The organism is Desulfospira joergensenii DSM 10085, from assembly GCF_000420085.1.
GTDB classification, from domain to species: domain Bacteria; phylum Desulfobacterota; class Desulfobacteria; order Desulfobacterales; family Desulfobacteraceae; genus Desulfospira; species Desulfospira joergensenii.
Genome location: NZ_ATUG01000001.1, coordinates 2254433 through 2276931, shown reverse-complemented (window position 1 = coordinate 2276931; position 22499 = coordinate 2254433). Strand labels below are relative to the sequence as shown.

Sequence of the window (22499 nt, the reverse complement as noted above, 5' to 3'; positions counted from 1 at the left end):
ATTACCATCCGTTTTTTAAGAGGGAATCAGGGCGGATTGACATTTGACATTAACCTGTATAGCCTTGGGATTATAGATGGTTCCCGGGAATTTGCGTGCCGCTTTGATGAGGGACAATCGTTTTAAACCAGGATAGATTTATGAGAGTTCAAAGCAAAAAACAAGTGAAAGTGAAAAATACCCTTATCGGCGGCCCAATGCCGCTGATCTGCCTGCCCATGGTGGCCGGGGACAGGGACGATCTGCTGACCCAGGCCCGGGAACTGATTCTGCTCAAGCCGGATCTTCTGGAGTGGCGGATCGACGGATATGAAAAGGTGTGCAATATCCAGGACTGCGTCAAGGCCCTGGAAGATCTCCAGGAGATCATTGATCCAATTCCCATGATCTTTACCTGCCGGATTGAATGTGAAGGCGGTCTCCAGCCCATATCGGAACAGGAGCGCCTGGATCTGATTCTCGGGGCCATGGAAACAGGGCTGATCGATATTGTGGATATAGAACTGTGCAGCGGAAAAGAGTTTATCGATTCCGTGGTAAAGGCGGGCAGGGCATCCGATACCAGGGTGATCCTCTCCTGTCACGATTTCAAAAAGACGCCTCCCAGAGATTTTATCCTGGATAAATTGACCGAGGCAAAAGAAATGGGGGCAGATATTGCCAAGCTGGCAGCCATGCCCAATGAATACAAAGATGTTCTCTCCCTGATGGAAGCCACCCTGGCCGCCAGAGGCCGGGTCGATATTCCCCTTGTGACCATGTCCATGGGGGAGAAAGGGGTTGTTTCAAGGATTTCAGGCGGAGTCTTCGGATCCGATATCACCTTTGCCGTTGGAAAAAATGTCTCGGCCCCGGGTCAGATTCCCATCAAGGATCTCAGACAGGCCATGTCGGTCCTCTACTAGCTCTTTTCTTTGATATCTTCCAGGGTGTCCGTCACCTCTGGTTTGGGGACGTTTTCCCCAATGAAGACATCCCCGATATCCCGGATGAGGATAAACCGGAGTTGTTCTCCCTTTCTCTTTTTATCCCTGTGAATGGCCTGTACAATTTTCTTTGTATCCAGCCGGGCCGGGATTCTTACGGGGAGGCCTGATCCGGTCAGGACGGTTTCCACTTCCTGCTGGAGATCTTCTTTGCAGTGCCCCAGGCGGCAGGATAGATTGACCGAGGCGATCAGGCCCATGGACACCGCCTCTCCGTGCCTCAATCCATGGCCGCTGGCCTGTTCAATGGCATGGGCAAAGGTGTGGCCCAGGTTCAATAGGGCCCGTTTCCCCTTTTGAAAGGGATCTTCCTGGACGATGTTGATCTTCACCTGTATGGCCTGGGCAATCAGATCCTGGAGACCGGTAAAAGAAGAGGGCTGAAAAGAACCTTTGCCCCATTCCCAATTGCCGGCCTTGATTCTTTCAAAAAGTTCTTTTCCGCCGATCAGACCATGCTTGATTACCTCGGCCATGCCCGAGGAAAATTCTTCCGGAGAAAGACTTCGGAGGGTGGCAACATCGGCAATCACCGCCTTGGGCTGTATAAAGGCGCCGATCAGATTCTTGCCCTGGGGCAGGTTGATGCCGGCCTTTCCGCCGATGCTGGTATCTGCCATGGCCAGAAGACTTGTGGGGCATTGAACCAGATCCACGCCCCGCATGTAAACGGAAGCCACAAACCCGGCCAGGCCGCTGATGACGGACCCGCCAAGGGCGATAATGGTAGTGCTCCGGTCAAAGCCTTTTCGTACCAGTTCTTCACAGACCGATTCCACGGTTGAAAGGGTTTTGTTCTGCTGACCGGGATCAACGGTTATGACGGCATCCGTATGACCCAGACTCTCTGCATACCGGGTGCCCACGTTTTTATCCGTGATCACGGCAACCGGGCCGTTTATCCCGGCCAGCTGCCGTACAAAGGGCAGGATCCCGCCCCCGACGATGTAGTCATAATGGGTGTCGGAAGCAGTAATGGAAAGCCTCAGGTCGGGATTTGCCCTTATGATCCCGATCAGGTTGGATGTGATTTCATCCGGGGTTTTGGCCGAGGTCCTCATCTGGGAAAATTGCCCATACCCCTTTTCCCGCTGTTTGAGAAGCTCCGTCACCTGGAGCATGGGATCGGCGGTTTCCAGCAGGGGCCGTTTGGCATGGGTGTCCCTGGAGACCCGGTCAAAGATCTCCTCGGGGGTTGCCACCAGGCAGAAGATCTGACCCTTGCGGCTTAAGGCCGATGCATTTTGGGGATCCAGCATCATCCCCCCGCCGGTGGAAACGACCAGGCCCTCTTTGCTGCCCAGCTCTTCGGCCAGGTCGGATTCCATTTTCCGGAAAGCCGGCTCCCCTTTTTTCTCAAAGATCTCCGCCACCGGCATGCCGGACCGCTCCACGATCAACTGGTCCGTGTCCACAAAGGAATATCCCAGATGTTTTGCCAGCAGCTTTCCCACCGTTGTTTTTCCGGTTGCCATGAATCCTGTCAATATGATGTTCGGCTCTGTCATTCCGGTTTTGTCTTCCTTGAGTGCCTAGGGCGGATATTAAAATTTCAGCGGCCCTGAATTTGTGACCTTTATTAAAAAAAAGAGATCCAATGTCAAGCCATATTCATAATAGCATAGAATTGAATCTGCGCCTTAACAGATATCCAAAAAGATCGCGGGAAAATGATCCGATTTTGATAAAGATAAAAATTATTTTTCCCGGCAGATTCAGCTTGGTTGGGATTCAGCTTTTCGGGTATTGGCCTGGATTTTTTTCGCTTTTGCAAGAATATCCTCTGCAAAGTATAAGAGGCTGGAGTAAAAGGAAAAGACCTGTACCAGTCTTTTGGAATCAAACCGGCGGATAAGGCCTTTTTCCCTTAAATTTAAGAGTCCGGTGTCCAGGGCTTTCACTCTGTCTTCAAGGGGGATGACCGCGGGCAGCGGTTGATTTTTCATCAACAGTTCAAGGGTTTTTCCGCTTTCCTCGGCAAGGTCTTTGAGTTCTTTTGACAGGATAATATCATATCCGTTCCCATCCAGAACATTGAGGGTCCGGACCATGTTGCGCAGATGTTCCGCCGAACGGCTCATGATGGAGACCTTGTCTGAAAGATCGGTGTTGACATTTTTATGGTAGATCAGCGCCTCATGCTGGTTCACTTTTTGTAAGAGTTCATGGTTGCCCCAGACATCTTTTACCAGTTCGTCCACCAGGGTTTCTTCCACATTTTTCTGTCCTGCTGTGAAGGCATCCACCAGGATGCGGCATTTTTCCGAGCAGGCCTTTGACTGGGATTCAAGCTTTTCCATTAAAACATCCACGCCCCTTCTTGGAAAAATCAGAACAGAGACCAGAAAAGCGGAAAGGATACCGATGGAAATTTCAAATACCCGGGACAATCCGAAAAGAACTATATTCTCGGCATGGACACCGGTCATGATCAGGATGACCGCCGTGATTGCAGCCATCCGGTACCTGGGTTTGTAGCAGGTTAAAAAACTGCAGAAACCGATGGTGAAGAACAGGGCGATTCCCATAAAGAGAGGGGTTTCCGGGATGATCAGGATCACCAGTGTGCCGATCAGGGCTCCCAGGATGGTGCCGGAAAACCGGTACAGGCAAAGGGCCACGGAATCGGCCACATAGATCTGCATGACGATCACCGTGGATATGACGGCCCAGTGTCCAAGCTCCAGGTGGAAAAAACTGGTTATTGTATAGGCAAGAACCGCTGCAAAGGCCGTCTTGAATCCGTGTATGGCATGTGTGGGTGAAAAATTCATATTTTCTCTGTTAAAGATTTCTTCCCAGCTGTCCGCATCCGGCAGATACGGATCTGCCCTTGCTCCATCGTTTGATCACAAAGACCCCCTTGTCGGTTAACAATTGGGCAAATTCATGCATGTCAGAGTCCCGGGGGGGCTCTGCCTTAAATCCGGACACCGGGTTGAACGGGATCAGGTTGAGCCGGACCGGCAGGGGATGGATAAAATCCGCCAGGTTCCGGGCATGATCCGGGGAGTCGTTCAGGCCCCGGATCAGGATGTACTCGAATAAAAATGTACCCCGGTTGGACAGGGGAAATTTCATCAGGGCGGCTTTCAGGGTATTGAGGGGATAGGTTCGGTTCACCGGCATGATCTTGGAGCGGGTGGCATCATCGGCTCCGTTGATGGAAACGGCCAGCCTGAGATTGGGCAGGTTGAGCCCGGCCAGGCGGCGGATTCCCGGGACCAGTCCGGCCGTGGACAGGGTGATGTGACGAAGCGCCACGTCAAAGCCCTTTTGTTCGTTCATTACCTGAACAGCATCCATTACGGCTTCATAGTTGTCAAAGGGTTCTCCCATGCCCATGAACACGATATTCTTAATCTCTTTTTGCAGGGTGTGCCGGGCATTGTACAATTGCCCGGTGATTTCGGAAACACTCAGGCTTCGTTTGAATCCCATACGCCCGGTTTCACAGAATCTGCACCCCATCCGGCATCCCACCTGGCTGGACACGCAAAGGGTATGGTAGCGGGTCATGGGAATGATCACCGACTCGATTTCCAGACCGTCGGAAAGCCGGGTGATAAACTTGGTCAGGTTCTCTTCCTGAAAGATATGGACCACCTCTCCCGGATCCAGTCTGAACCTGCCTTCCAGTTCAGCAGAGAATTTCGGGGAACCTAAAAACTCGGGAGCCTGGAGAAACCCGGGGTTGCCCCGTTTAAAGATCTCCCTGAACAGGACTTCGGCATGAAACCGGCCTTTGCCGAAATCTTTTTCAAAAAATCGGATCAGCCGGTCCAGGGGGGTTCCAAGAATATCCAGGGTCAAACCTTGAACTTTCCCAGGCTTTCCTGGAGGCTGGCGGCAAAATCAGAGAGCTTTGACACGGTTTCATTGACCTGGATGCTGGAATCCGTTACCCCTTTTGCGCTGGCGTTGACCTTTGAGATATCCCCGGCAATCCTGCCGGATGCCGAAGAGGATTCGGCAATGTTTTCGCTGGTTTCGTGAATGCCCTGGGCTGCCTGGGAAACATTGTCGGCGATTTCCCCCGAGGCAGCGGACTGCTCTTCAACAGATCCGGCAATGGCCGTAACAATTTCATCCACCTCATGGATCACCCTGGAGATATCTTCTATCTCCCCGATGGTACCCTGGGCCGATTCCTGGATCCGGCTGATCCTGTCCCCGATGTTTTTTGCCGCCCCTGCGGTCTGCCCGGCCAGTTCCTTGACCTCATTGGCCACCACGGCAAAGCCCTTGCCGGCCTCTCCTGCTCTGGCCGCCTCAATGGTGGCATTCAGGGCCAGAAGATTGGTCTGTTCCGAGATATTTGTGATGACTTCGATGACCTGGCCGATTTCCTCGGCATCCGTGCCCAGTTCATTGACCTTGGCAGAGGTGTTCCGGGCCACGGTCACGGCGGACTGGGTAACGGACCTGGCCTGTTCCGTGTTCCTGGAGATCTCGTTCACCGTGGCCTTCATCTGTTCCATGGCTGCGGAAATGGTGTCCAGACTGTTGGAGGATTGTTCGGAACTGGCTGCAATGGCCGTAAGTCTGCTGCTCATCTCCTGGGCCGCGTCCAGAACCGATTCTGAACTCTGGGCCATATCCCCGGCCCCGGATTTGAGGGTTTCCGATATATCGGACAGATCAGAGGAGGACTGGTTCAAGGTGGCCACCCCCCGGGTGATATCCTTGAATACCTTTGCCAGTTCACGGCTCATCTGGTTCATGGCCTCCACCATGGAGCCGATCTCATCTTTCTGGTCCGCCTGAAGGGACTGGGTGAAATCGCCCCCGGCAATGGTCTGGGTGAATGTGGCCGCCTTTTTAACCTGGCCTGCAATTTTGCCCGAGACAAACAGGCCCAGGATGACGGCAGCCGCGATGCCTGCCAGGGTGGCGGTCCAGAGCAGGGTAAATGCCCTTTGTTTTTCCTTTTGCACATCTGCCTCGGCCTGGGCGATCAGCGCCTGGGATATGCCCATGGCCTGGTCAAGCTTCTGGGTCAGTTCCCCGCCCAGGGCGATGACCTTTTCATCGATGGTTTCCAGAAGTTCGTAGTCATAGTTCTCAGCGGACAATTGCCTGTGCATCTGTTCATAGGCGATTTTAAACCCGGGCTGAAATTGGGCCTCATGAAACTTGGCCGTATCTGTAATTATTTTTCGCAAATTTTCGTCCCTGGCCGGGAAAATTTTTTTTCCGTTTAGTTCTGCCCCCTTGAGGACGGCGGTTTTATACTCCTGGAAGGTCTTTATATTGGTTTCATGCCCCTGCATGACAGCGGAAAGCTCCTCCGTATCCAGGGCGGCCATGAGCTTCATAACCGATATGATGTCCCGGTTTACGGTCAGTTTCATGTTCAGGGCGGATTCGATGAGGGGCGCGGATGTAATGACGATATTGAATTTATCCTCCAATTTTTTCATCCCGTTGAAACTGACCAGGCTCACGATGATGGTGACCGATGCAACCAGCAGAAATCCGGCCATCTGCTTTGCTCTCAATGTCTGTACGATTCCCATAATCCCCCCTTGATTCAGTGCCCTCTGAAAATCCGGCAGGGGGCACAATAGTTTAATCCATTGTTACTTGTCCAGGACTTTCCGGATCAGCACGGCAAAGTCCTTCACTTTTACGGGCTTCATGACAAACTCCCGGATGATGTGATCTTCCACCCTGTCCCGGGTGATGCCTTCGTTATACCCTGTGCACAGGATTATGGGCAGGCCCGGCCGGATGGCCACCAACTCCCGGGCAAGAAGATCCCCGGTCATCTCCGGCATGCTGTAATCCGTGACCACCACCTCAAAACTTTCTGGAGAGGTCCTGAAGGTTTCCAGGGCTTCCCTGGCAGAGGTCCTGACCGTGACCCGGTATCCCAGCAGCTCCAGGATCTGCCTTTCCACAAACAGGACATTGGGCTGGTCATCCACGAGAAGGATGTTTTCATGGCCTTTTTCAATCTTCACCGGCCCGGCAATACTCCCGGGATCCGTGCTGTTCTTAATCACCGGCAAAAATGCCTGGAAAAGGGTTCCCCGGCCCGGCCGGCTCTTTACCCGGATATCTCCGCCGTGGTGATGAACAATGCCCTTGATCACGGCCAGGCCAAGCCCAGTGCTCTTGCCCCTGGGTTTGGTGGTAAAATAGGGGTCGAAAATTTTTTCCAAAACATGATCATTGATGCCGATTCCCGTATCTGAGACCGAATAGCAGGCATATGTTCCCGGTTCCATCTCCAGGTTGTCCTGCCCCGGATTCTCCGGAATATTCACCTGCCGGAGACTGACCCCCAGGGTGCCGCCGGTCTCTTCCATGGCCTGGAATGCATTGGTCATGAGGTTCAGGGCCACCTGGTGAATCTGGGTGGCATCCCCTGATACCATGCCGCAGTTTTCGTCGATCTCCCGGTGGATGATGATGGAGGGCGGCAGGGATGCGGTGATGAGCTGGCAGGCCTCGGATACAATATTCTGCATTTTGAGAGGCTTGAATTCATGGGGTTCCTGAAAGCTGAAGGTGAGAATCTGCCGGACCAGGTCCCTGGCCCTGTCTCCGGCCATGGACAAGGCATCCAGAAAGGCCATGCATCTTTTGTCCAGACTGCAGGATTCCCGGATCAGTTCCGTATACCCCACCATGCTGGAAAGGATATTGTTGAAATCATGGGCAATTCCCCCGGCCAGGGTGCCGATGGCCTCCATTTTCTGGGCCTGCTGAAGCTGTTCCAGGATGGCCATTCTTTCCTGCTCCATCTCTTTTCGGGCGGAGATATCCCGGATTACGGCAATGAGAAAAGGGGTCTCCTCAATCTCTATCCTGACCATGGACAGTTCCGAAGGAATGGAGCGGCCGTCCCTGTGGATGATGTTGATCTCCACATTTTCGCAGCCGGCTCTGCTCTTTTTGAAAAGGGTGTTCAGATTGGAGTGGTCTGCTTTCCGATGCTGCTGGAAGGGGACAAGGTCAAAGATGCTTTTTCCCTGTACCTCTCGGGCAGAGTATCCGAAAAGGGTCTCGGCCGCCCTGTTCCAATAGGATATGATACCCTTTTTTTCAACCATGAGAATGGCCTCATTGGCCGTATCGATGATGGTCCGGTTGATCTTTTCCTTTTTGATCAGCTCCTGTTTATATGCCATGATGGACTTCTTCATGTCGCAAAAGGTGTCTGCGGTCCGCTGGATCTGACGGAAGCCCGACTGGATCCTGGGCAGGGAGGTGTAATCGTTTTCCTTGATTTTTTCAGCTTCCAGATCCAGCTGGGAAATGGGACGGATGAGGCGCCCGGCCATGACCAGGCCGGCAATGGTTGCCAGGACGGAAAGGCCCAGGATCAGGATATGGATAAGACGCTGGTTGGCAATGATTTCACTGAAATAATCCTCTTCCGGGATATAGACGCCGATGAGCCAGGAGATCTTGTCCGCCTCCACCCGGGTGAACATGGTATAGAATTTTTTGTCCCTGGATTCAAAGGCGGCAAAAGCTTCGGAACTTCTGTCCCCAGGGGCAGGTTCAGGTGAGGACAGTCCCATTTCCCTTTTAACGGCATCATAAGCCAGGCTGCAGGATTTGTTTGAGAGTTCCGTAATTTTGGGCAGGCGGATTTTTTCATTCCCTTTTTCGTACCGGAGCTGTTCAAGATCGGGATAGGCAATCACGTCCCGGTTCCGGTTGATCATAAAAGCGGTCCCGGTTTTCCCCACCCGGAGTTTGCCGATGAATTTTGAAAGCACATCAAGTTCAATATCAACCCCCACCACCCCGGCCAGGTCCCCGTTGGGCATGTAAATGGGTCCTGCAGTGGTGATTCCGGGTTTCTGGGAGGTGAAAAATACGTAGGGCTCTGTCCAGATGATCTCTTTTTCCTGGACCGCTTTTTTAAACCAGGGCCTGACCCTGGGGTCATAAGTGTCCTGGGGATCCAGTTTCCGGCCCAGAATATTCATGTCCCGGTCCCGCCAGATCAGGATTGTCTTTCTTCCGGTCTCTGTGGTTTCAATGAATTTTGTCCGGTAATTCTCCTTGTCCCGGCTGACAAAATAGAAACTGCCGTCGGGCCTGGCAAAGTAAATTCCCGAAAACTGGGGATAGATTTCCAGCTGCTCAAAGAAGTACTGCTCCAGGTTTTCCCGGCCGTTATGATTGGTGTCGATAACCGCAGAGGAGATCAGGCGCTTGGTCAGGTTGGCGGCGCCCCTGGCAATGGAAAGAAAATTCCGGGTCTCTTCCAGGGCGAGATCAGAGATATTCTCCATGATATCCCGGGTGTGACGGAGCATGACTTTTTTGGTGGAAAAAAAGGAGAACGGGGTCACCAGCAACTGGGTACCCCAGACCAGTCCCAGGCAGCCCAGTATAACGGCCCAGCGTATGGAAATTTTCAAAAATACCTCCGAATGCTTCTGGATTTATCCCTATCTATACGGTCCGGCTCCAGGCTTGTCAAGTTGGTCCCATAAAGGGCCCGCCCATATAAAAAAGTCCGGCAGTTCAGGGTTTCCATTCCATTCATGGTTCTATTCTTCATCGGCCGTCTTCCGGGAACAAGAAATCTCAATGGGTTGCTCCATGTTTCATGGGTACCAGAAATGATTTGGGCTGGAAGAAAAAATCTGATATTTTAATCTTTTGGCAGAGGAGAAAGCTGTCAATGGACAGCGACCCTTTTTGATATGAGTTTCAAACAACAACGGAGTACCCATGACCCAAGAAAAACAGGCCGGAAAAGATCTGCACTTTGATACCAAAGCCATCCACCACGGCCTTAAAAACAAGGATTTCCAAGGGGCCACCCTGCCGCCCATTTTTCAGTCTGCTGCCCATTATCACGAGACTTCCCAAAATCTGAGCCAGACCTTTGCCGGGGAAAGCCAGGACCATATTTATATGAGGCTGACCAATCCCACCAACCGGTTTCTCGAGGAAAAGCTGGCCACCCTGGAATCGGGAAAAGCCGGTGTATTGACCTCGTCGGGAATGGCCGCCATCAACAACGCCTGCATGACCCTGGTCCGGGCCGGGGATGAACTGGTGGCGTCCCGGTCCCTTTTCATGTCTACATTCGGGCTGTTCACCCATATTTACAAGCGGTACGGCATAAAGGCGGTCCTGGCAGACCCTTTGAATCCTAAAGAATTCGAGGCTGCCATCACCGACCGCACCCGGTTTGTCTACATCGAGACCATCACCAACCCGAAAATGGAAATCGCCGATATCCGGCGGATTTCCGATATTGCCCATGCAAAAGGACTTCCCCTGGTGGTGGACAATACCCTGGCCTCTCCCTGGCTCTGCCGCCCCCTGGAGCTGGGGGCGGACATCGTGGTCCACTCCACCACAAAATACCTATCCGGCCACGGCGGGTCCCTGGGGGGAGTGGTTGTGGACGGGGGGCAATTTGACTGGGCATCGGAACGATTTCCCGATTTTGCTCCCTTTGTGGAGAAAAAGGGGAATCTCGCCTTTATCCATAAGATGTGGAAAGAGGCCCAGGTCAATTTCGGCACCACCCCGGCCCCGTTCCACTCTTTTTTAACGGACCTGGGCCTGAATACCCTGGGGGTCAGGATGGAAAGGCATATGGAAAATGCGGTGAAGGCAGCCTCGTTTCTGGGGAACCATCCCAAAGTAAAATGGGTGAACTTCCCGGGATTGGAAGACCATCCCTGCCACGGAACGGCAAAGGCCCAGTTTAAAGGCAAAGGCTTCGGCACCATGCTGGCATTCGGCCTGGAAGATGAAAAGGCCTGCTTTTCCCTCATCGACAATTTGTCCATGATCCTCAACCTGGCCAATCTGGGGGACTGCAAGAGCCTGATCATCCATCCCTGGTCCACCCAGTATGTCACCTTTCCCCAGGAGGAAAAAGAGCAGCTTGCCGACCCCTGCCTGATCCGGTTCTCAGTGGGGATAGAACATATCGATGACATTATAACCGACCTGGATCGGGCATTGTCAAAGGTCTGAACATGAGCGAATACTCAGGACATGACCAGACCGGGTCTTCCGTCGGACTGGTGGAGAAGAAGTTTTTCACCTTTGCCGAACCCCCCGGCCGGCTCGAGCTTGAAAGCGGGGCTTCCATCGGACCTGTCACCCTGGCATACGAGACCTGCGGCCGTCTGAACAAAGACCGGTCCAATGGCGTTCTGGTATTCCACGCCCTGTCCGGGGACTCCCACATGGCAGGCTATTACAGCCCCGGGGATCCCAAGCCGGGCTGGTGGGACATCATGGTGGGACCGGGCAAGGGAATCGATACGGAGCACTATTTTGTCATCTGCGCCAATATCCTGGGCTCCTGCATGGGCTCCACCGGGCCTTCCTCCATCAACCCGGAAACCCAAAAAGAGTATGCCGCGGATTTTCCCATGATCACCATCACGGATATGGTCCGGGCACAGAAGGCGCTGCTGGATCACCTGGGCATTGAACGCCTCACGGCGGTTATCGGCGGATCTGTCGGCGGCATGCAGGTCCTGGAGTGGTGTGTGAGGTATCCGGATACGGCTGCATCGGCCGTGGTCCTGGCCTCCACCTGCCGTCATTCCGCCCTGGCCATTGCCTTTAACGAGGTGGCCCGGCAGTCCATCATGGCGGACCCCAATTGGAAAGAGGGTCATTATTACGGGGAAAAAAAACCGGATATGGGCCTGGCCATCGCCCGGATGATCGGCCACATCACCTATCTCTCCGATGAGTCCATGCGCCTCAAGTTCGGAAGAAAACTCCAGAACCGGAGCGCCCTGAGCTTTGAGTTCGGCGCGGAGTTCCAGGTGGAGTCCTATCTTCAATACCAGGGAAAAAAGTTCATTGAGCGGTTTGACGCCAACTCCTTTCTCTATATCACCAAGGCGGCCGATTATTTTGACCTGGCCCGGGAACATGGAAAAGGCTCCCTGGTCAAGGCCTTTTCCAAGGCAAGGGCAAAGTTCCTGGTGGTCTCCTATACCTCGGACTGGCTCTATCCCACCTACCAGTCCAGGGAAATGGTCACGGCCATGAAAAAAAACGATCTGGATGTCAGTTTCTGCGAGATCGACGCCCAGTGGGGCCACGACGCCTTTCTTCTGCCCAACCCCAAACTGGACACTCTCATGAAAGGCTTTCTGAAGCGGAACCGCCATGAAGGTTCCCGTCTGTCCCAGAAGGAGACCGGTCATGATTGATAAATCCATGGACCCTTTGCGGTATGATCTGCAGATCATCGCCTCCTGGATCCGGCCCGGATCCAGGGTCCTGGGCCTTGGCTGCGGCGAGGGAGAGATCCTTCACTGGCTCAAGACCGAGAAGCAGGTAAAGGAACGGGGCATTGAAATCGAGGAAGCCAAGGTGGTGCGCTGTATTGAAAAGGGGATCTCCGTTCTTCAGGGGGACATCAATACGGAGATCCTGGATTATCCGGACCAGGCCTTTGACTATGCCATCTGCTCCCAGACTCTCCAGCAGGTCTATGATCCTGCCACCCTGATTCAGTCCATGCTCCGGGTGGCGAAAATGGGGATTGTCTCTTTCCCCAACTTCGGCCATTTCAAGGTCAGGACCCAGCTGGCCCTCACCGGCTGTGCTCCGGTCACCCGGGAACTGCCCTATGACTGGCACAACACCCCCAATATCCGGGTGCTCAGCCTCCGGGATTTCAAGCATTTTGCCCGGCAGGCCGGATTCAGCATCCTGAAAAGGGCGGCCATCAACACAAAGGATCAGAACCGCCGGGGGAAGCAGGTTCATTTCCTGCCCAATCTGTTTGCCACCTATGGAATTTTTCTGATTGGAAGGGAGTAGGGGAAGAGATTCGAAAGAGAATCATCCCTCAATCGAATCAAGAATCCAGAGACAGGCAGTCGGCCTTTACGGTGATTTTTGGGAACCGCTCTCCTGGATTCCGGGCAAACTCCTCCGTGGATGCAAAAGACTTTTCTGAATAGGGCTGCGGATTGAAGAAGAAAAGGGCAGGTTTCCTAGATCGGAAACCCGCCCACGTGGGTAATTATTGGTAAAATAAGAGAAACAACCCTGCTTTGCTAATTTATGATCTTTCTTTGCCGCCTAGCCAGCCAGAGCAGGCCGGAGCCTAGAAGGAAGAAACTGGCGGGTTCCGGCACAGGACTATTTGTCTGAACATTGCTTATGGTAAAGCTTGCATCAACGGTATCTGTAATACCGCCATAATCAACGCTTGTCAGGACAAACTCAAGTCCGAAGATATCGTCCAGGTTATAATCTGAAAGGTCGAATGAACAGCTTGCCTCAAAATCAACAATTCCCGAGCTGCTGTTTTCATAGTAGAACAAGGAGATTGAATCCTCCTCGGTGAGCAGATTAATCTCAAAGCTGTCATATCCCGTTGTATAAAGGGAGATGTCAAAACTTAAGAGTTCATCTGCGGCAGATATACCTGTGCTGTCAGAGTAATAGGGATCATTATAAAGCAGGGTATATCCCATACCCGCATCTTCATACAGGGTGACACTGTTCGTTGAATTATAGTCCACGCTTCCTTCTGTGTAAAACCCGCCATCCTCCGTTAAATCGATCATTGTGGCAGAGGATACTCCTAACGCCGAAAACAAGACCAATACGACCATGATAATGACCTTGAAATTTTCTGCATATTTCATGTTTTTCATTCCTTTATGTTCTTTTAATTCGGTTAAACTGCTTTTCTTATGCTTGGTTTTCATAATATTGATCCTGCTTTACCGGGGGTCTGCTTTCCCATAAACTTCTGTATTAAACTGAAGTTTAACCCTTGATGAAGTTGTGATTTTAATTGTAACCGGTCCCAGAATCTCTCCCGGAGAAAAGGTTTGATCTTCCCCAAGGAATTCGATGTAGGGGGATCCGTCCAAGGAGCCATCACTCTCTTCAACCTGGGCATCCCCGGGTGAGAGATCCGTGATCACAAGGTTCAGAGGCCCTGATACTGTAGTGTTTGATACATTTTCCAGTTCGGCAGTAACAGAGTATGTTTTTTGTCTTCTGTTGTATTCTGTATTGCTGATTTCAACATTCACCAGATCCGTGACAAGGTCTAAACCGCCACTGACCCGGATCTGGACTTCGGCGATATCATATCCGTTTCTATCGTTTTCAACTCTGATTTTAAATGTGTTCAGTCCAATATCCTCAGAAGATGGGGTTCCAAAAAGAATTCCGTCCTTGTCAACGAACAGCCATTCCGGCCCCTCGTTCATGGAAAAGACAAGATCCCTGTTATCCGGATCACTCGCCATTTCCGAAAGATCCTGCTCATAGGCTTCGTTCACAATGGCTTCAGGAAAATTAATGCCGTCAGCTTCAAAATTGGGGCTGCCGAAATCATCCGTGACGCCCAGCATTTCCTCTCCTGAGGGCTCAAATGCAACCATATGGGCCGTATATCCGTTATCGGTCACATCCACTCGCACATATTCATTGACAAGGCCGCCGTCAATGCCATCTGCCAGATCATGGTAGCCGCCAACGGTCATGTGTTCCCAGTCCGTTGTAAGGGGCTCGGAAGTATCCAGCCAGCTCCCCCCTCCTGTTACACAATAATAGACGCCGTTCAGGTATCCCCTTTGATACGCGTGTGTGTGGCCTGAAAACAAAATATCCACCTTGTACTCTTCAAGCAGGGGGACCAGATAGAATCTGACCGATTCTTCTCCCTCATACCAGCGCTCGTAATAGGGTGCCTTGTGAATAAAGACAAAAATATGTTTTGCGCTGTTTTCTCTGGCTTCCATGAGCATGGATTCAATCACGTCTAATTCACCAACACTGAGACAGGCATTGTCAATACAGATAAAATAGCATCCTGCATATTCAAACATAAATGATCCATATCCGGGGTCATAGGGTTCGCCCCGGTCCTTGCTGGGCATATCGGCAAATTGTCTTATCATTGCCCCCTGGTCTTTGTCATGATTCCCCCAGGCATTGAACCATGGTCTGGTTTTTCCAAGGTATTTGGCCACCCGGTCCAGGTAATAGAGATGGGTGTCTGTGTAGCTGTTTCCGTCTTCTGCAAGATCCCCCACGGAAACCCCGATGTCCACATTCCCGGCCATATGGGCCATCATCGTTTTTGTGGGCTCATATAAATCGTCAGGGAATGTCGCGTGATTTGTTCCCTGGCTGTCGGCCCATACGCCAAAGCTGAAGGCAATCTTTTCTTCAGGTGCCGTTTTAAAAGACAGGTCAGAGATGACCAGATCATCTGCCGTCACCCTGAAATTATATTTTGTATCCGGGCTAAGTCCTGTCAGGACAGCCTTGTAAATGACCGTCTCCTGGGTGTTGGTTTCAAAGGTGGGAACAACGCTATAATCAAGAGACTCATCCATGCTGTATTCAACGGATGAGTCGGCCTCAATACTGGTTTCCCACATGATGGTGATCCCGTCTTTTTTTACATTCTGAAGGTAGGGATCTGTCAGGAATTCTAAAGTCTTGGGCGGTTCTACCCCACCCGGTCCCTGAAGGTCTGCCACTTCACCGGATGTTAAAGCCGCGTCATAGAGCTGGACAAGGGAAACATCAATGCTATTGTCTTCCCCGTTTTCATCGGCGAAAAGAAGAAGGGTCTCTTCAAGGGAAAAGCGCCCGTCAATTTCCTGGGCTACCCCATCGAGAACCAGTTCCCCGTTAATATAGAGGTCATACCTTCCGCTGTTGTTGTCAATCACTGCCACAAGCCTGTACCATTCCCCTGGCTCGCATGCAAATTCAAGGCTGTCATTATCGCTGTTGTTTGAATACCCTGTGGCGGAAACGCCGATGGCATTCTCTTCATTGATAAAGCAATCCCCATCATTGAAATTTGAAGGGTTTGTCTGGAAAAAAGCTTTCCAGGTATTGTTGTCGGATTCGGAAAATGTAAAATCCACCACAAGGCTCCACTGATTCACATTGGTTTCTCCGTCAGCGGGTGTGATTCCGTGATCAATGGAATAATAACTGCCCACACCTATTCTTGCGGCTCCGTCTTCGGAATCGATTCCTTCCACTGCCGAATCCGAACCAATACGGGTCAGATCCTTTCCTATGGTTGCAAGGGTCAAATTGTCCGGATTTTCAAAATCCCATTGTCCCACAAGTGTGGCCGCCTCCCGGGCGCCTCCCAGGGCCGCAATCTCTTCTTCGGTAAGAACGCCGTCATAAAAAACAAATTTTGAAATTTCAATGGTCTCCTCTTCACCATCATTATCCCGGAAAAGATGAAAGACCTCTTCGATTCCGAAACGGCCGTCCACGGACTGGGGATTTCCGTCCAGGACCTTTGTGCCGTTTTTCCAGATTTCAAAGAGTTCACCATTCTCAACCCGGACGACAATCCGGGTCCAGGTATCCGCTTCAATGGTACCCTCAGGGGCATAGCCTGTGTCCCCCACCCCGATGGCCCCATTGGATTTGGTAAAAATTTCGCCGTCATTGGAGTTGGTCTGATTGGTCTGGAGCAGGCTGCTGTATCCGCTGGTCAAAGAACATTTGATGTCATAGACCAGGGTATAGTTATTCACATGGCTTCCTCCCCCGTTGGGAGTGAATTCGTTGTTGCAGGTATAATAGCTTCCAAGCCCGATACTGGCGGCAAAATCTCCTGAGCTGTGCCCGGATACGGATGTGTGGCTGCCGGTCAGAACCAGATCCGGCCCGATTGTCGCTCGGGTCATGTCAGAGGAATCATCAAAATCCCATTGTCCGACAATTTCCGCTGAAAACGCCGGTGTGCAAAATCCAACCAGCAATAATAAAATTAAAACAAACCTTTTCATTTCTCCTCCATCTCTTTGTTTAAAATTCAAAAAAATTATTGTGCCTCATTAAAAAATTTGGCGGTTCCCTTTGACAGAAAAAATTTAAGTGGATCTGGAACAAAGGAAACAGATCACAAATTAGAGGAGGTATATTTGACTATTGTTAAGGAAAGGAGGTTCTCACGAAAGACTATTGTCTTTCTAATGCGAGGACTAGATAAAACTTATACCCGCCGGGATAAAATTCTGAGATCCTATGGATATTAGTGAGGATATATTCAATAAATTAATGGTGTTATATTGGACACGCTGCCCGATAATCCGTATGGGCTATTCTGAAAAGTAGAATATCATTCCCTTTTTATATACTATATTGGGCATAGGAAATTCGCCAAGTTCTTAAAACCGAATAAAGAAGTTCGTTATATTTTTTATGGGGCATTCAAATTAAAAAACCGGATCTCCAGGGAACCCGTTGGTCCAAAATAAAACGGTAAATTACGGGATCCGGATATCAGGCAGATGCGCCCAGCCAGGCCGCGCCGATGACTCCGGCGGAATCTCCCAGACGGTTCTTGAGAATGGGGGTGCGCACCTTTTCATGGAAGGCATAGGCCCGGACTCTTTCCATGCCCAGGCTGTAAAGCTCGGGGATATTGGATAATCCTCCACCCAGGACGATGGCATCCGGGTCGAGCAGGGAGATCAGACCTCCCACGGCCCTGCCGAAATCATCCAGGAACTGCTGAAAAACCCTGACGCCGTCTTTTTCCCCTTTTCTTGCCAAGGCCGCGATCTCCCGGGCATCCAGGGTCTGGCCGGTTAATTTGGAATAGGCCCGGGTCATTGCCGGGCCGGTGAGCTTGGTATCGATGCAGCCCCGGTTCCCGCAGAAGCAGAGCTCTCCTGCCGGGTCAACGGATAAATGGCCCCATTCCCCGGCAATGCCGTGGCTGCCGCTGTGAAGGCGGCCGTTGATGCAAAGACCTCCTCCGCACCCGGTGCCCATGATAATGCCGAAGACCAGTCCAAATCCTTTGGCTGCTCCGGCCATGGCTTCGGCCAGGACAAAGCAGTTGGCGTCGTTATCCATGACAACGGGCCTGCCCAGCCTTTTTTCCAGGTCGGCCTGAAAGGGCTTTCCGGCCAGCCAGGTGGTATTGGCATTCCAGACCAGACGGGTGGGCCTGTCCAGGGTGCCGGGAATCCCGATGCCGATGGTATACTTTTCCCGGTCCGGCAGGCAGGTCAGGGCTTTTTTGACCAGGCCCTGGATATTGCCCAGAACCGCAGTGTAATTGTCCGGTTCATCCTTTGGGGTGGGAATCCGCTCCCGGAAAAGTTCCCGGGTTCCCCGGGAAAGCAGAATGATCTCGGTTTTGGTCCCCCCGAGGTCAATGCCGATCTGAAAGCCTTGATCTTTTTTGCCGGATGAGCCTTCCATGCCTATTGGATCCTTGTTCCTGCGGCGGAATCAAAGAGAACCGCCTTGGAGGTGTCCAGGGTAAGATCCATGGTCTGCCCGGGGGCCACGGCCCGGTCCGGGTGGATCCGGCAGGTGGTCTTCACCCGGTTGATCCGGGTAAAAACCAGGGTGTCCGGCCCTGTGGGTTCCACCACATCCACCCGGCAGGTGAGCCTGGACATGGGGGGAAGGATCTGATCCCCGGGCAGAGCGGCACCAATCTGTTCCGGTCGGAGACCTAAGACCAGGGATTTGCCGGCCAGGTCTCCGGGATTCCGGCAGAGTCCTCCGGCCGGGATAAAACAGGTTTCATCCTGCCCGGCCGTCAGAAGGATTCCGTATTCCCCGTCCTCTTCCCCCAGTTCGCAGGGGATGAAATTCATGGCAGGGGAGCCGATGAATCCGGCCACAAACATGGAGGAGGGGTTGTCGTAGATCTCCCGGGGGCTGCCGAACTGCTGAATGACCCCGTCCTTCATGACGGCGATACGGTCGGCCAGGGTCATGGCTTCGATCTGGTCATGGGTCACGTAGACAATGGTGGTCCCCACCTTCTGGTGGAGCAGCTTGATCTCGGTGCGCATGTCCACCCGCAGCTTGGCATCCAGGTTGGACAGGGGTTCGTCAAAGAGAAATATGGCCGGTTCCCGGGCCAGGGCCCTTCCCATGGCCACCCGCTGTCTCTGGCCCCCGGACAGCTGGGCCGGTTTCCTGTCCAGCAGGTCTTCAATCTGGAGCATGGCCGCCACCTTTTCCACCTGTTTTTTAATTTCAGGCCGGGCCATTTTCCGGGTTTCCAGGCCGAAGGAGATGTTCTTTCTCACGTTCATATTGGGGTAAAGGGCATAGGACTGGAAGACCATGGCAATGTCTCTGTCCTTGGGCGGGACATGGGTGACGTCCTTTTCCCCGATGCGGATAACCCCGTCGGAGATGGTCTCAAGGCCAGCGATCAGGTTGAGCAGGGTGGATTTCCCGCAGCCCGAGGGTCCGACCAGGACCAGGAATTCACCATGGGTGATGTCCAGACAGATGTCCCTTAAGACCACGGTCTTGCCGAATTGTTTTTTTACATTTTCAATGCTCAGGGATGCCATGGGCGGGTTTTATCCTTTTACAGAGCCTGCGGTGAGTCCCCGCAGAAAGTATTTGCCGGCAACGATGTAAACGGCCAGGGTGGGCAGGGCCGCAATGATGGCTGCGGCCATGTCCACGTTGTATTTCTTGATGCCGGTGGAGGTGTTGACCAGGTTGTTCAGGGCCACGGTGACCGGCTGGGTCTCTCCCGAGGAAAAGACCACCCCGAAAAGAAAATCATTCCAGATCTGGGTGGTCTGCCAGATGATGGAGACCACAAATATGGGAACAGAGACCGGCAGCATGATCTTAAAGAAGATCCTGAAAAAACCGGCCCCATCGATCTTGGCCGCATTGACCAGCTCCCGGGGAATGGTCACGTAGAAGTTCCTGAAAAACAGGGTGGTAAAGGCCAGACCGTAGACAATATGAACCAGGATCAGGCCGGGCAGGGTCTGGGCAAGGCCCAGGACGCCCAGGAGCTTGGCCATGGGCAGAAGGATGATCTGGAAGGGAATGAAACAGCCCAGGAGCAGCATGGAGAAGATTACCTCGCTTCCCCAAAATTTCCATTTGGAGAACACATATCCGTTGGCCGCTCCCATGAGGGTGGAGATGGCCACGGCCGGCACGGTGATCTTGATGGAGTTGAAAAAGTAGCCCTTGATGCCTTCACAGGTCACTCCGATGCAGGCCGAGTCCCAGGCCGTTTTCCATGCCTCCAGGGAAAAGGTTTTGGGAAAGGAGATCAGGGTGCCGGTGCGGATATCTTCCATGGTTTTCAAAGAGGTGAAGATCATGATGACCAGGGGCACGAGAAAATAGATGGCCGCGATTACCAGAACTGCGTAGACAGCGGCCTTGAAATAGATTCTATCCATGGGACCGGCTCCTCAGTTCCGAGTAAAGATAGGGGACGATGACAGCCAGGACCGCGCCGAACATCACCATGGAAGAGGCCGCCCCCATGCCCAGCCGGCCACGGGTAAAGGCAAAGGAGTACATGAAGGTGGCGGGCAGATCCGAGGCATAGCCCGGTCCGCCTCCGGTCAGGGCCACCACCAGGTCAAAGCTTTTCACGGCGATGTGGGAGAGGATCATGATGGTGCTGAAAAATACCGGCCGCAGACTGGGAATGATGATCCGGGTATAGATCCGGGGCAGACTGGCCCCGTCAATCCGGGCCGCCTTGATGATGGCATCGTCAATTCCCCTCAGACCTGCCAGGAACAGGGCCATGACAAAACCGGTCGACTGCCAGACCCCGGCAATGACAACGGTGTAGATGGCCATTTTAGAGTTGACCAGCCAGTCAAACTGAAACTGGGAAAATCCCATTTCCCGGACCAGCCGCTCCAGCCCCAGGCTGGGATTGAGAATCCATTTCCATACCGTGCCCGTGACGATGAAGGAGAGGGCCATGGGATAGAGGAACACGGTCCTCAGGGCCCCTTCGATTCGGATCTTCTGGTCCAGGAAAATGGCCAGCATCAGTCCGAGCAGAATGCAGATCACAATGAACAGAAAACCAAAGATCACCAGGTTTTTGCTGGCCACCCACCAGCGTTCATTGGTGAACAATTTGATATACTGGACCAGCCCTTCGAATTTGTACCGGGGCAGCATCCTGGATTTGGTAAAGGAGATCCAGGCAGTCCAGAGGATAAAGCTGTAGACAAAGACCATGATGGCCAGAAAGGTGGGGGCCACCACCAGTTTGGGCAGGAACCTGTCCGACAGATATGAGAGATGATTTTTCATAAAATTAGGGCGCAGCCGGTCCTGGGCCGCGCCGCGATTCTCTTATTCTGCGTCGGCCACGGCAGAGACCAGCTGGGCTGCTGCATCCTTGGCGCTCATGTCTGAATTGTAAAACTTGGTCACCACATCGTAGATCGCCCCCTGGACAGCCGGAGAAACGGCCATGCCGTGGGCCATGCTGGGCATCAGGGTTTTATTGGCCGCACCGGCGGCAAACTCGTCCATGGACCTAAGGGCGATATCGTCAAAGGCGGTCTTGGACACCCCGGTTTTCACGGGGATGGAGCCCTTGTTCACATTAAAGACCTCCTGGAAAGTGTTGCTCAGAATCAGCCGGGCCATGGCTGCCTGGGCCTTCTTGGCCTCCTTATCCTTTACATCGAACATGATAAAGGAGTCCACGTTGAACAGGTAGGAGCCTGCGGTTTCCGGCACGGGCACGGCCACATAGTCGGACCCCGGATTTTTTCCGGCAGCGGTGAATTCTCCCTTTGCCCAGTCTCCCATGAACTGCATGGCCGCCTCTCCCTTGATGACCATGGCCGTGGCCATGTTCCAGTCCCTGCCCGGGGCATCCTTGTCCGTAAAGTTCTTGATCATCTTAAAGGTCTCAAGAGCCTTGATCATCTCCGGGCTGTTCAATGCCTTAGGGTCGGTATCCACCAGGGCTTTTTTATAGAACTCAGGTCCGGCCTGGCCCACCACTACAGATTCAAATACCGTGGCCTCCTGCCAGGATTGTCCGCCGAATGCAACGGGTAGGAATCCGGCAGCCTTGATCTTTTGGGCGGCAGTTTTAAACTGCTCCCAGGTGGTGGGGATCCTGGCGCCGGCCTTGACGAAGATGGCCGGGTTGCACCACATCCAGTTGATCTTATGGACATTGACCGGCACGGCCACATAGCTGCCCTTGTACTTCATGATATCCGTGACAACGGAAGGGACAAGGTTGTCCCAGTCCTCTTTTTTCGCCACTTCGTCCAGATTGGCCAGAAGCCCTTCCTCGGCCCATTCCTGGATGGCCGGTCCCTTGACCTGGGCGGCCGTAGGGGGATTCCCTGCCATGGCCCGGGTTTTGAGTACGGTCATGGCATTTTCGCCGGCCCCGCCGGCCACGGCCATGTCTTTCCAGGTATGGCCCTCTTTTTCAAGCAGATTCTTGAGTACGGCAACGGATTTGGCTTCACCGCCCGATGTCCACCAGTGGAGCACCTCTACCTCTCCGGCAAAGGCCTGTGAAAAAAGAAGACCGCAACAGACCAGCATGGCGGCTGTTTTGATGAAAATTTTCATGTTTCCTCCTAGGTTTTGGGTTGTATGGACTGTCTGGAGTGCTTTTTAGTTTATAGATAGGAAAGGATGAAAATTCAAGAATTAATTTACTCAGTGAACTAAAAACTATGCTTTCCTCCTGGGATATGCTACCAATGGGCAGGGAAACCAATGGAAAACCGTGGGAATTAT

General features: G+C 52.7%; 16 protein-coding genes. 4 read left to right on the top strand and 12 right to left on the bottom strand.

What is annotated here, in order from left to right; genetic code table 11:
- The first annotated feature begins 140 nt into the window (after positions 1–140).
- Entirely contained in the window at positions 141–905 is a 765-nt protein-coding gene (gene aroD, locus F608_RS0111495) for a type I 3-dehydroquinate dehydratase (RefSeq protein WP_022665790.1), read from the top strand.
- Here aroD and aroB read toward each other — a convergent pair.
- The 5 genes from aroB to F608_RS34695 all read right to left on the bottom strand — a co-directional run bounded on the left by aroB (position 902) and on the right by F608_RS34695 (position 9373).
- Entirely contained in the window at positions 902–2494 is a 1593-nt protein-coding gene (gene aroB / locus F608_RS0111490) for a 3-dehydroquinate synthase (protein WP_022665789.1), read from the bottom strand. The two genes, aroD and aroB, sit on opposite strands and share 4 nt — an antisense overlap.
- A 207-nt stretch (positions 2495–2701) precedes the next feature.
- The gene (locus F608_RS31585) at positions 2702–3760 is read right to left on the bottom strand and encodes an FUSC family protein (protein WP_022665788.1); all 1059 of its coding nucleotides are present in this window, start codon (positions 3758–3760) and stop codon (positions 2702–2704) included.
- Positions 3761–3770: 10 nt separating this feature from the next.
- The gene (gene rlmN / locus F608_RS0111480) at positions 3771–4799 is read right to left on the bottom strand and encodes a 23S rRNA (adenine(2503)-C(2))-methyltransferase RlmN (protein ID WP_022665787.1); all 1029 of its coding nucleotides are present in this window, start codon (positions 4797–4799) and stop codon (positions 3771–3773) included.
- A complete protein-coding gene (locus tag F608_RS34700) occupies positions 4796–6505 on the bottom strand; it encodes a methyl-accepting chemotaxis protein (RefSeq protein WP_051148526.1) in 1710 nt (569 codons plus the stop codon). Before F608_RS34700 ends, rlmN begins: the two co-directional genes overlap by 4 nt.
- Positions 6506–6568: 63 nt before the next feature.
- Positions 6569–9373, bottom strand: coding sequence for a PAS domain S-box protein (locus tag F608_RS34695; protein WP_022665785.1), 2805 nt, complete (start codon positions 9371–9373; stop codon positions 6569–6571).
- 316 nt (positions 9374–9689) lie between these two features.
- Between F608_RS34695 and F608_RS0111460 the strand changes: the two genes are divergently transcribed.
- From F608_RS0111460 to metW, 3 genes are read left to right on the top strand one after another with little or no spacing between them, the layout of a single operon-like run.
- The gene (locus tag F608_RS0111460) at positions 9690–10955 is read left to right on the top strand and encodes an O-acetylhomoserine aminocarboxypropyltransferase/cysteine synthase family protein (protein WP_022665783.1); all 1266 of its coding nucleotides are present in this window, start codon (positions 9690–9692) and stop codon (positions 10953–10955) included.
- Positions 10956–10957: 2 nt separating this feature from the next.
- Positions 10958–12157, top strand: coding sequence for a homoserine O-acetyltransferase MetX (gene metX / locus F608_RS0111455; RefSeq protein WP_022665782.1), 1200 nt, complete (start codon positions 10958–10960; stop codon positions 12155–12157).
- Entirely contained in the window at positions 12150–12773 is a 624-nt protein-coding gene (gene metW / locus F608_RS0111450) for a methionine biosynthesis protein MetW (protein WP_022665781.1), read from the top strand. The genes metX and metW overlap by 8 nt, the downstream gene beginning before the upstream one ends.
- Positions 12774–13012: 239 nt before the next feature.
- Here the strand turns inward: metW and F608_RS0111445 are convergent, their stop codons facing one another.
- From F608_RS0111445 to F608_RS0111415, 7 genes are all read right to left on the bottom strand, one after another.
- Positions 13013–13672 carry a PEP-CTERM sorting domain-containing protein gene (locus F608_RS0111445; protein WP_022665780.1) on the bottom strand — a complete coding sequence of 220 codons (660 nt, stop codon included), beginning with the start codon at positions 13670–13672 and terminating at the stop codon, positions 13013–13015.
- Between the two features lie 15 nt (positions 13673–13687).
- Positions 13688–16648: a metallophosphoesterase gene (locus F608_RS0111440; protein WP_161626847.1), complete on the bottom strand. Its 2961-nt coding sequence runs from the start codon at positions 16646–16648 to the stop codon at positions 13688–13690.
- A 598-nt stretch (positions 16649–17246) separates the two neighbouring features.
- A complete protein-coding gene (locus tag F608_RS0111435; protein ID WP_022665778.1) occupies positions 17247–18176 on the bottom strand; it encodes an ROK family protein in 930 nt (309 codons plus the stop codon).
- Between the two features lie 2 nt (positions 18177–18178).
- Positions 18179–19294, bottom strand: coding sequence for an ABC transporter ATP-binding protein (locus tag F608_RS0111430; RefSeq protein ID WP_022665777.1), 1116 nt, complete (start codon positions 19292–19294; stop codon positions 18179–18181).
- Between the two features lie 9 nt (positions 19295–19303).
- Positions 19304–20155 carry a carbohydrate ABC transporter permease gene (locus F608_RS0111425; RefSeq protein ID WP_022665776.1) on the bottom strand — a complete coding sequence of 284 codons (852 nt, stop codon included), beginning with the start codon at positions 20153–20155 and terminating at the stop codon, positions 19304–19306.
- Positions 20148–21035 carry a carbohydrate ABC transporter permease gene (locus F608_RS0111420; RefSeq protein ID WP_022665775.1) on the bottom strand — a complete coding sequence of 296 codons (888 nt, stop codon included), beginning with the start codon at positions 21033–21035 and terminating at the stop codon, positions 20148–20150. The genes F608_RS0111425 and F608_RS0111420 overlap by 8 nt, the downstream gene beginning before the upstream one ends.
- Positions 21036–21077: 42 nt before the next feature.
- The gene (locus F608_RS0111415; RefSeq protein WP_022665774.1) at positions 21078–22328 is read right to left on the bottom strand and encodes an ABC transporter substrate-binding protein; all 1251 of its coding nucleotides are present in this window, start codon (positions 22326–22328) and stop codon (positions 21078–21080) included.
- Between the last annotated feature and the right edge of the window lie 171 nt (positions 22329–22499).

What these genes read in the sequence shown, in the direction of transcription:
- aroD (WP_022665790.1), top strand. Translation starts at nt 141, where the DNA reads ATGAGAGTTCAAAGCAAAAAACAAGTGAAAGTGAAAAATACCCTTATC.
- aroB (WP_022665789.1), bottom strand. Translation starts at nt 2,494, where the DNA reads ATGACAGAGCCGAACATCATATTGACAGGATTCATGGCAACCGGAAAA.
- F608_RS31585 (WP_022665788.1), bottom strand. Translation starts at nt 3,760, where the DNA reads ATGAATTTTTCACCCACACATGCCATACACGGATTCAAGACGGCCTTT.
- F608_RS34700 (WP_051148526.1), bottom strand. Translation starts at nt 6,505, where the DNA reads ATGGGAATCGTACAGACATTGAGAGCAAAGCAGATGGCCGGATTTCTG.
- F608_RS0111460 (WP_022665783.1), top strand. Translation starts at nt 9,690, where the DNA reads ATGACCCAAGAAAAACAGGCCGGAAAAGATCTGCACTTTGATACCAAA.
- metX (WP_022665782.1), top strand. Translation starts at nt 10,958, where the DNA reads ATGAGCGAATACTCAGGACATGACCAGACCGGGTCTTCCGTCGGACTG.
- metW (WP_022665781.1), top strand. Translation starts at nt 12,150, where the DNA reads ATGATTGATAAATCCATGGACCCTTTGCGGTATGATCTGCAGATCATC.
- F608_RS0111445 (WP_022665780.1), bottom strand. Translation starts at nt 13,672, where the DNA reads ATGAAAACCAAGCATAAGAAAAGCAGTTTAACCGAATTAAAAGAACAT.
- F608_RS0111440 (WP_161626847.1), bottom strand. Translation starts at nt 16,648, where the DNA reads ATGACCCGAGCGACAATCGGGCCGGATCTGGTTCTGACCGGCAGCCAC.
- F608_RS0111435 (WP_022665778.1), bottom strand. Translation starts at nt 18,176, where the DNA reads ATGGAAGGCTCATCCGGCAAAAAAGATCAAGGCTTTCAGATCGGCATT.
- F608_RS0111430 (WP_022665777.1), bottom strand. Translation starts at nt 19,294, where the DNA reads ATGGCATCCCTGAGCATTGAAAATGTAAAAAAACAATTCGGCAAGACC.
- F608_RS0111425 (WP_022665776.1), bottom strand. Translation starts at nt 20,155, where the DNA reads ATGGATAGAATCTATTTCAAGGCCGCTGTCTACGCAGTTCTGGTAATC.
- F608_RS0111420 (WP_022665775.1), bottom strand. Translation starts at nt 21,035, where the DNA reads ATGAAAAATCATCTCTCATATCTGTCGGACAGGTTCCTGCCCAAACTG.
- F608_RS0111415 (WP_022665774.1), bottom strand. Translation starts at nt 22,328, where the DNA reads ATGAAAATTTTCATCAAAACAGCCGCCATGCTGGTCTGTTGCGGTCTT.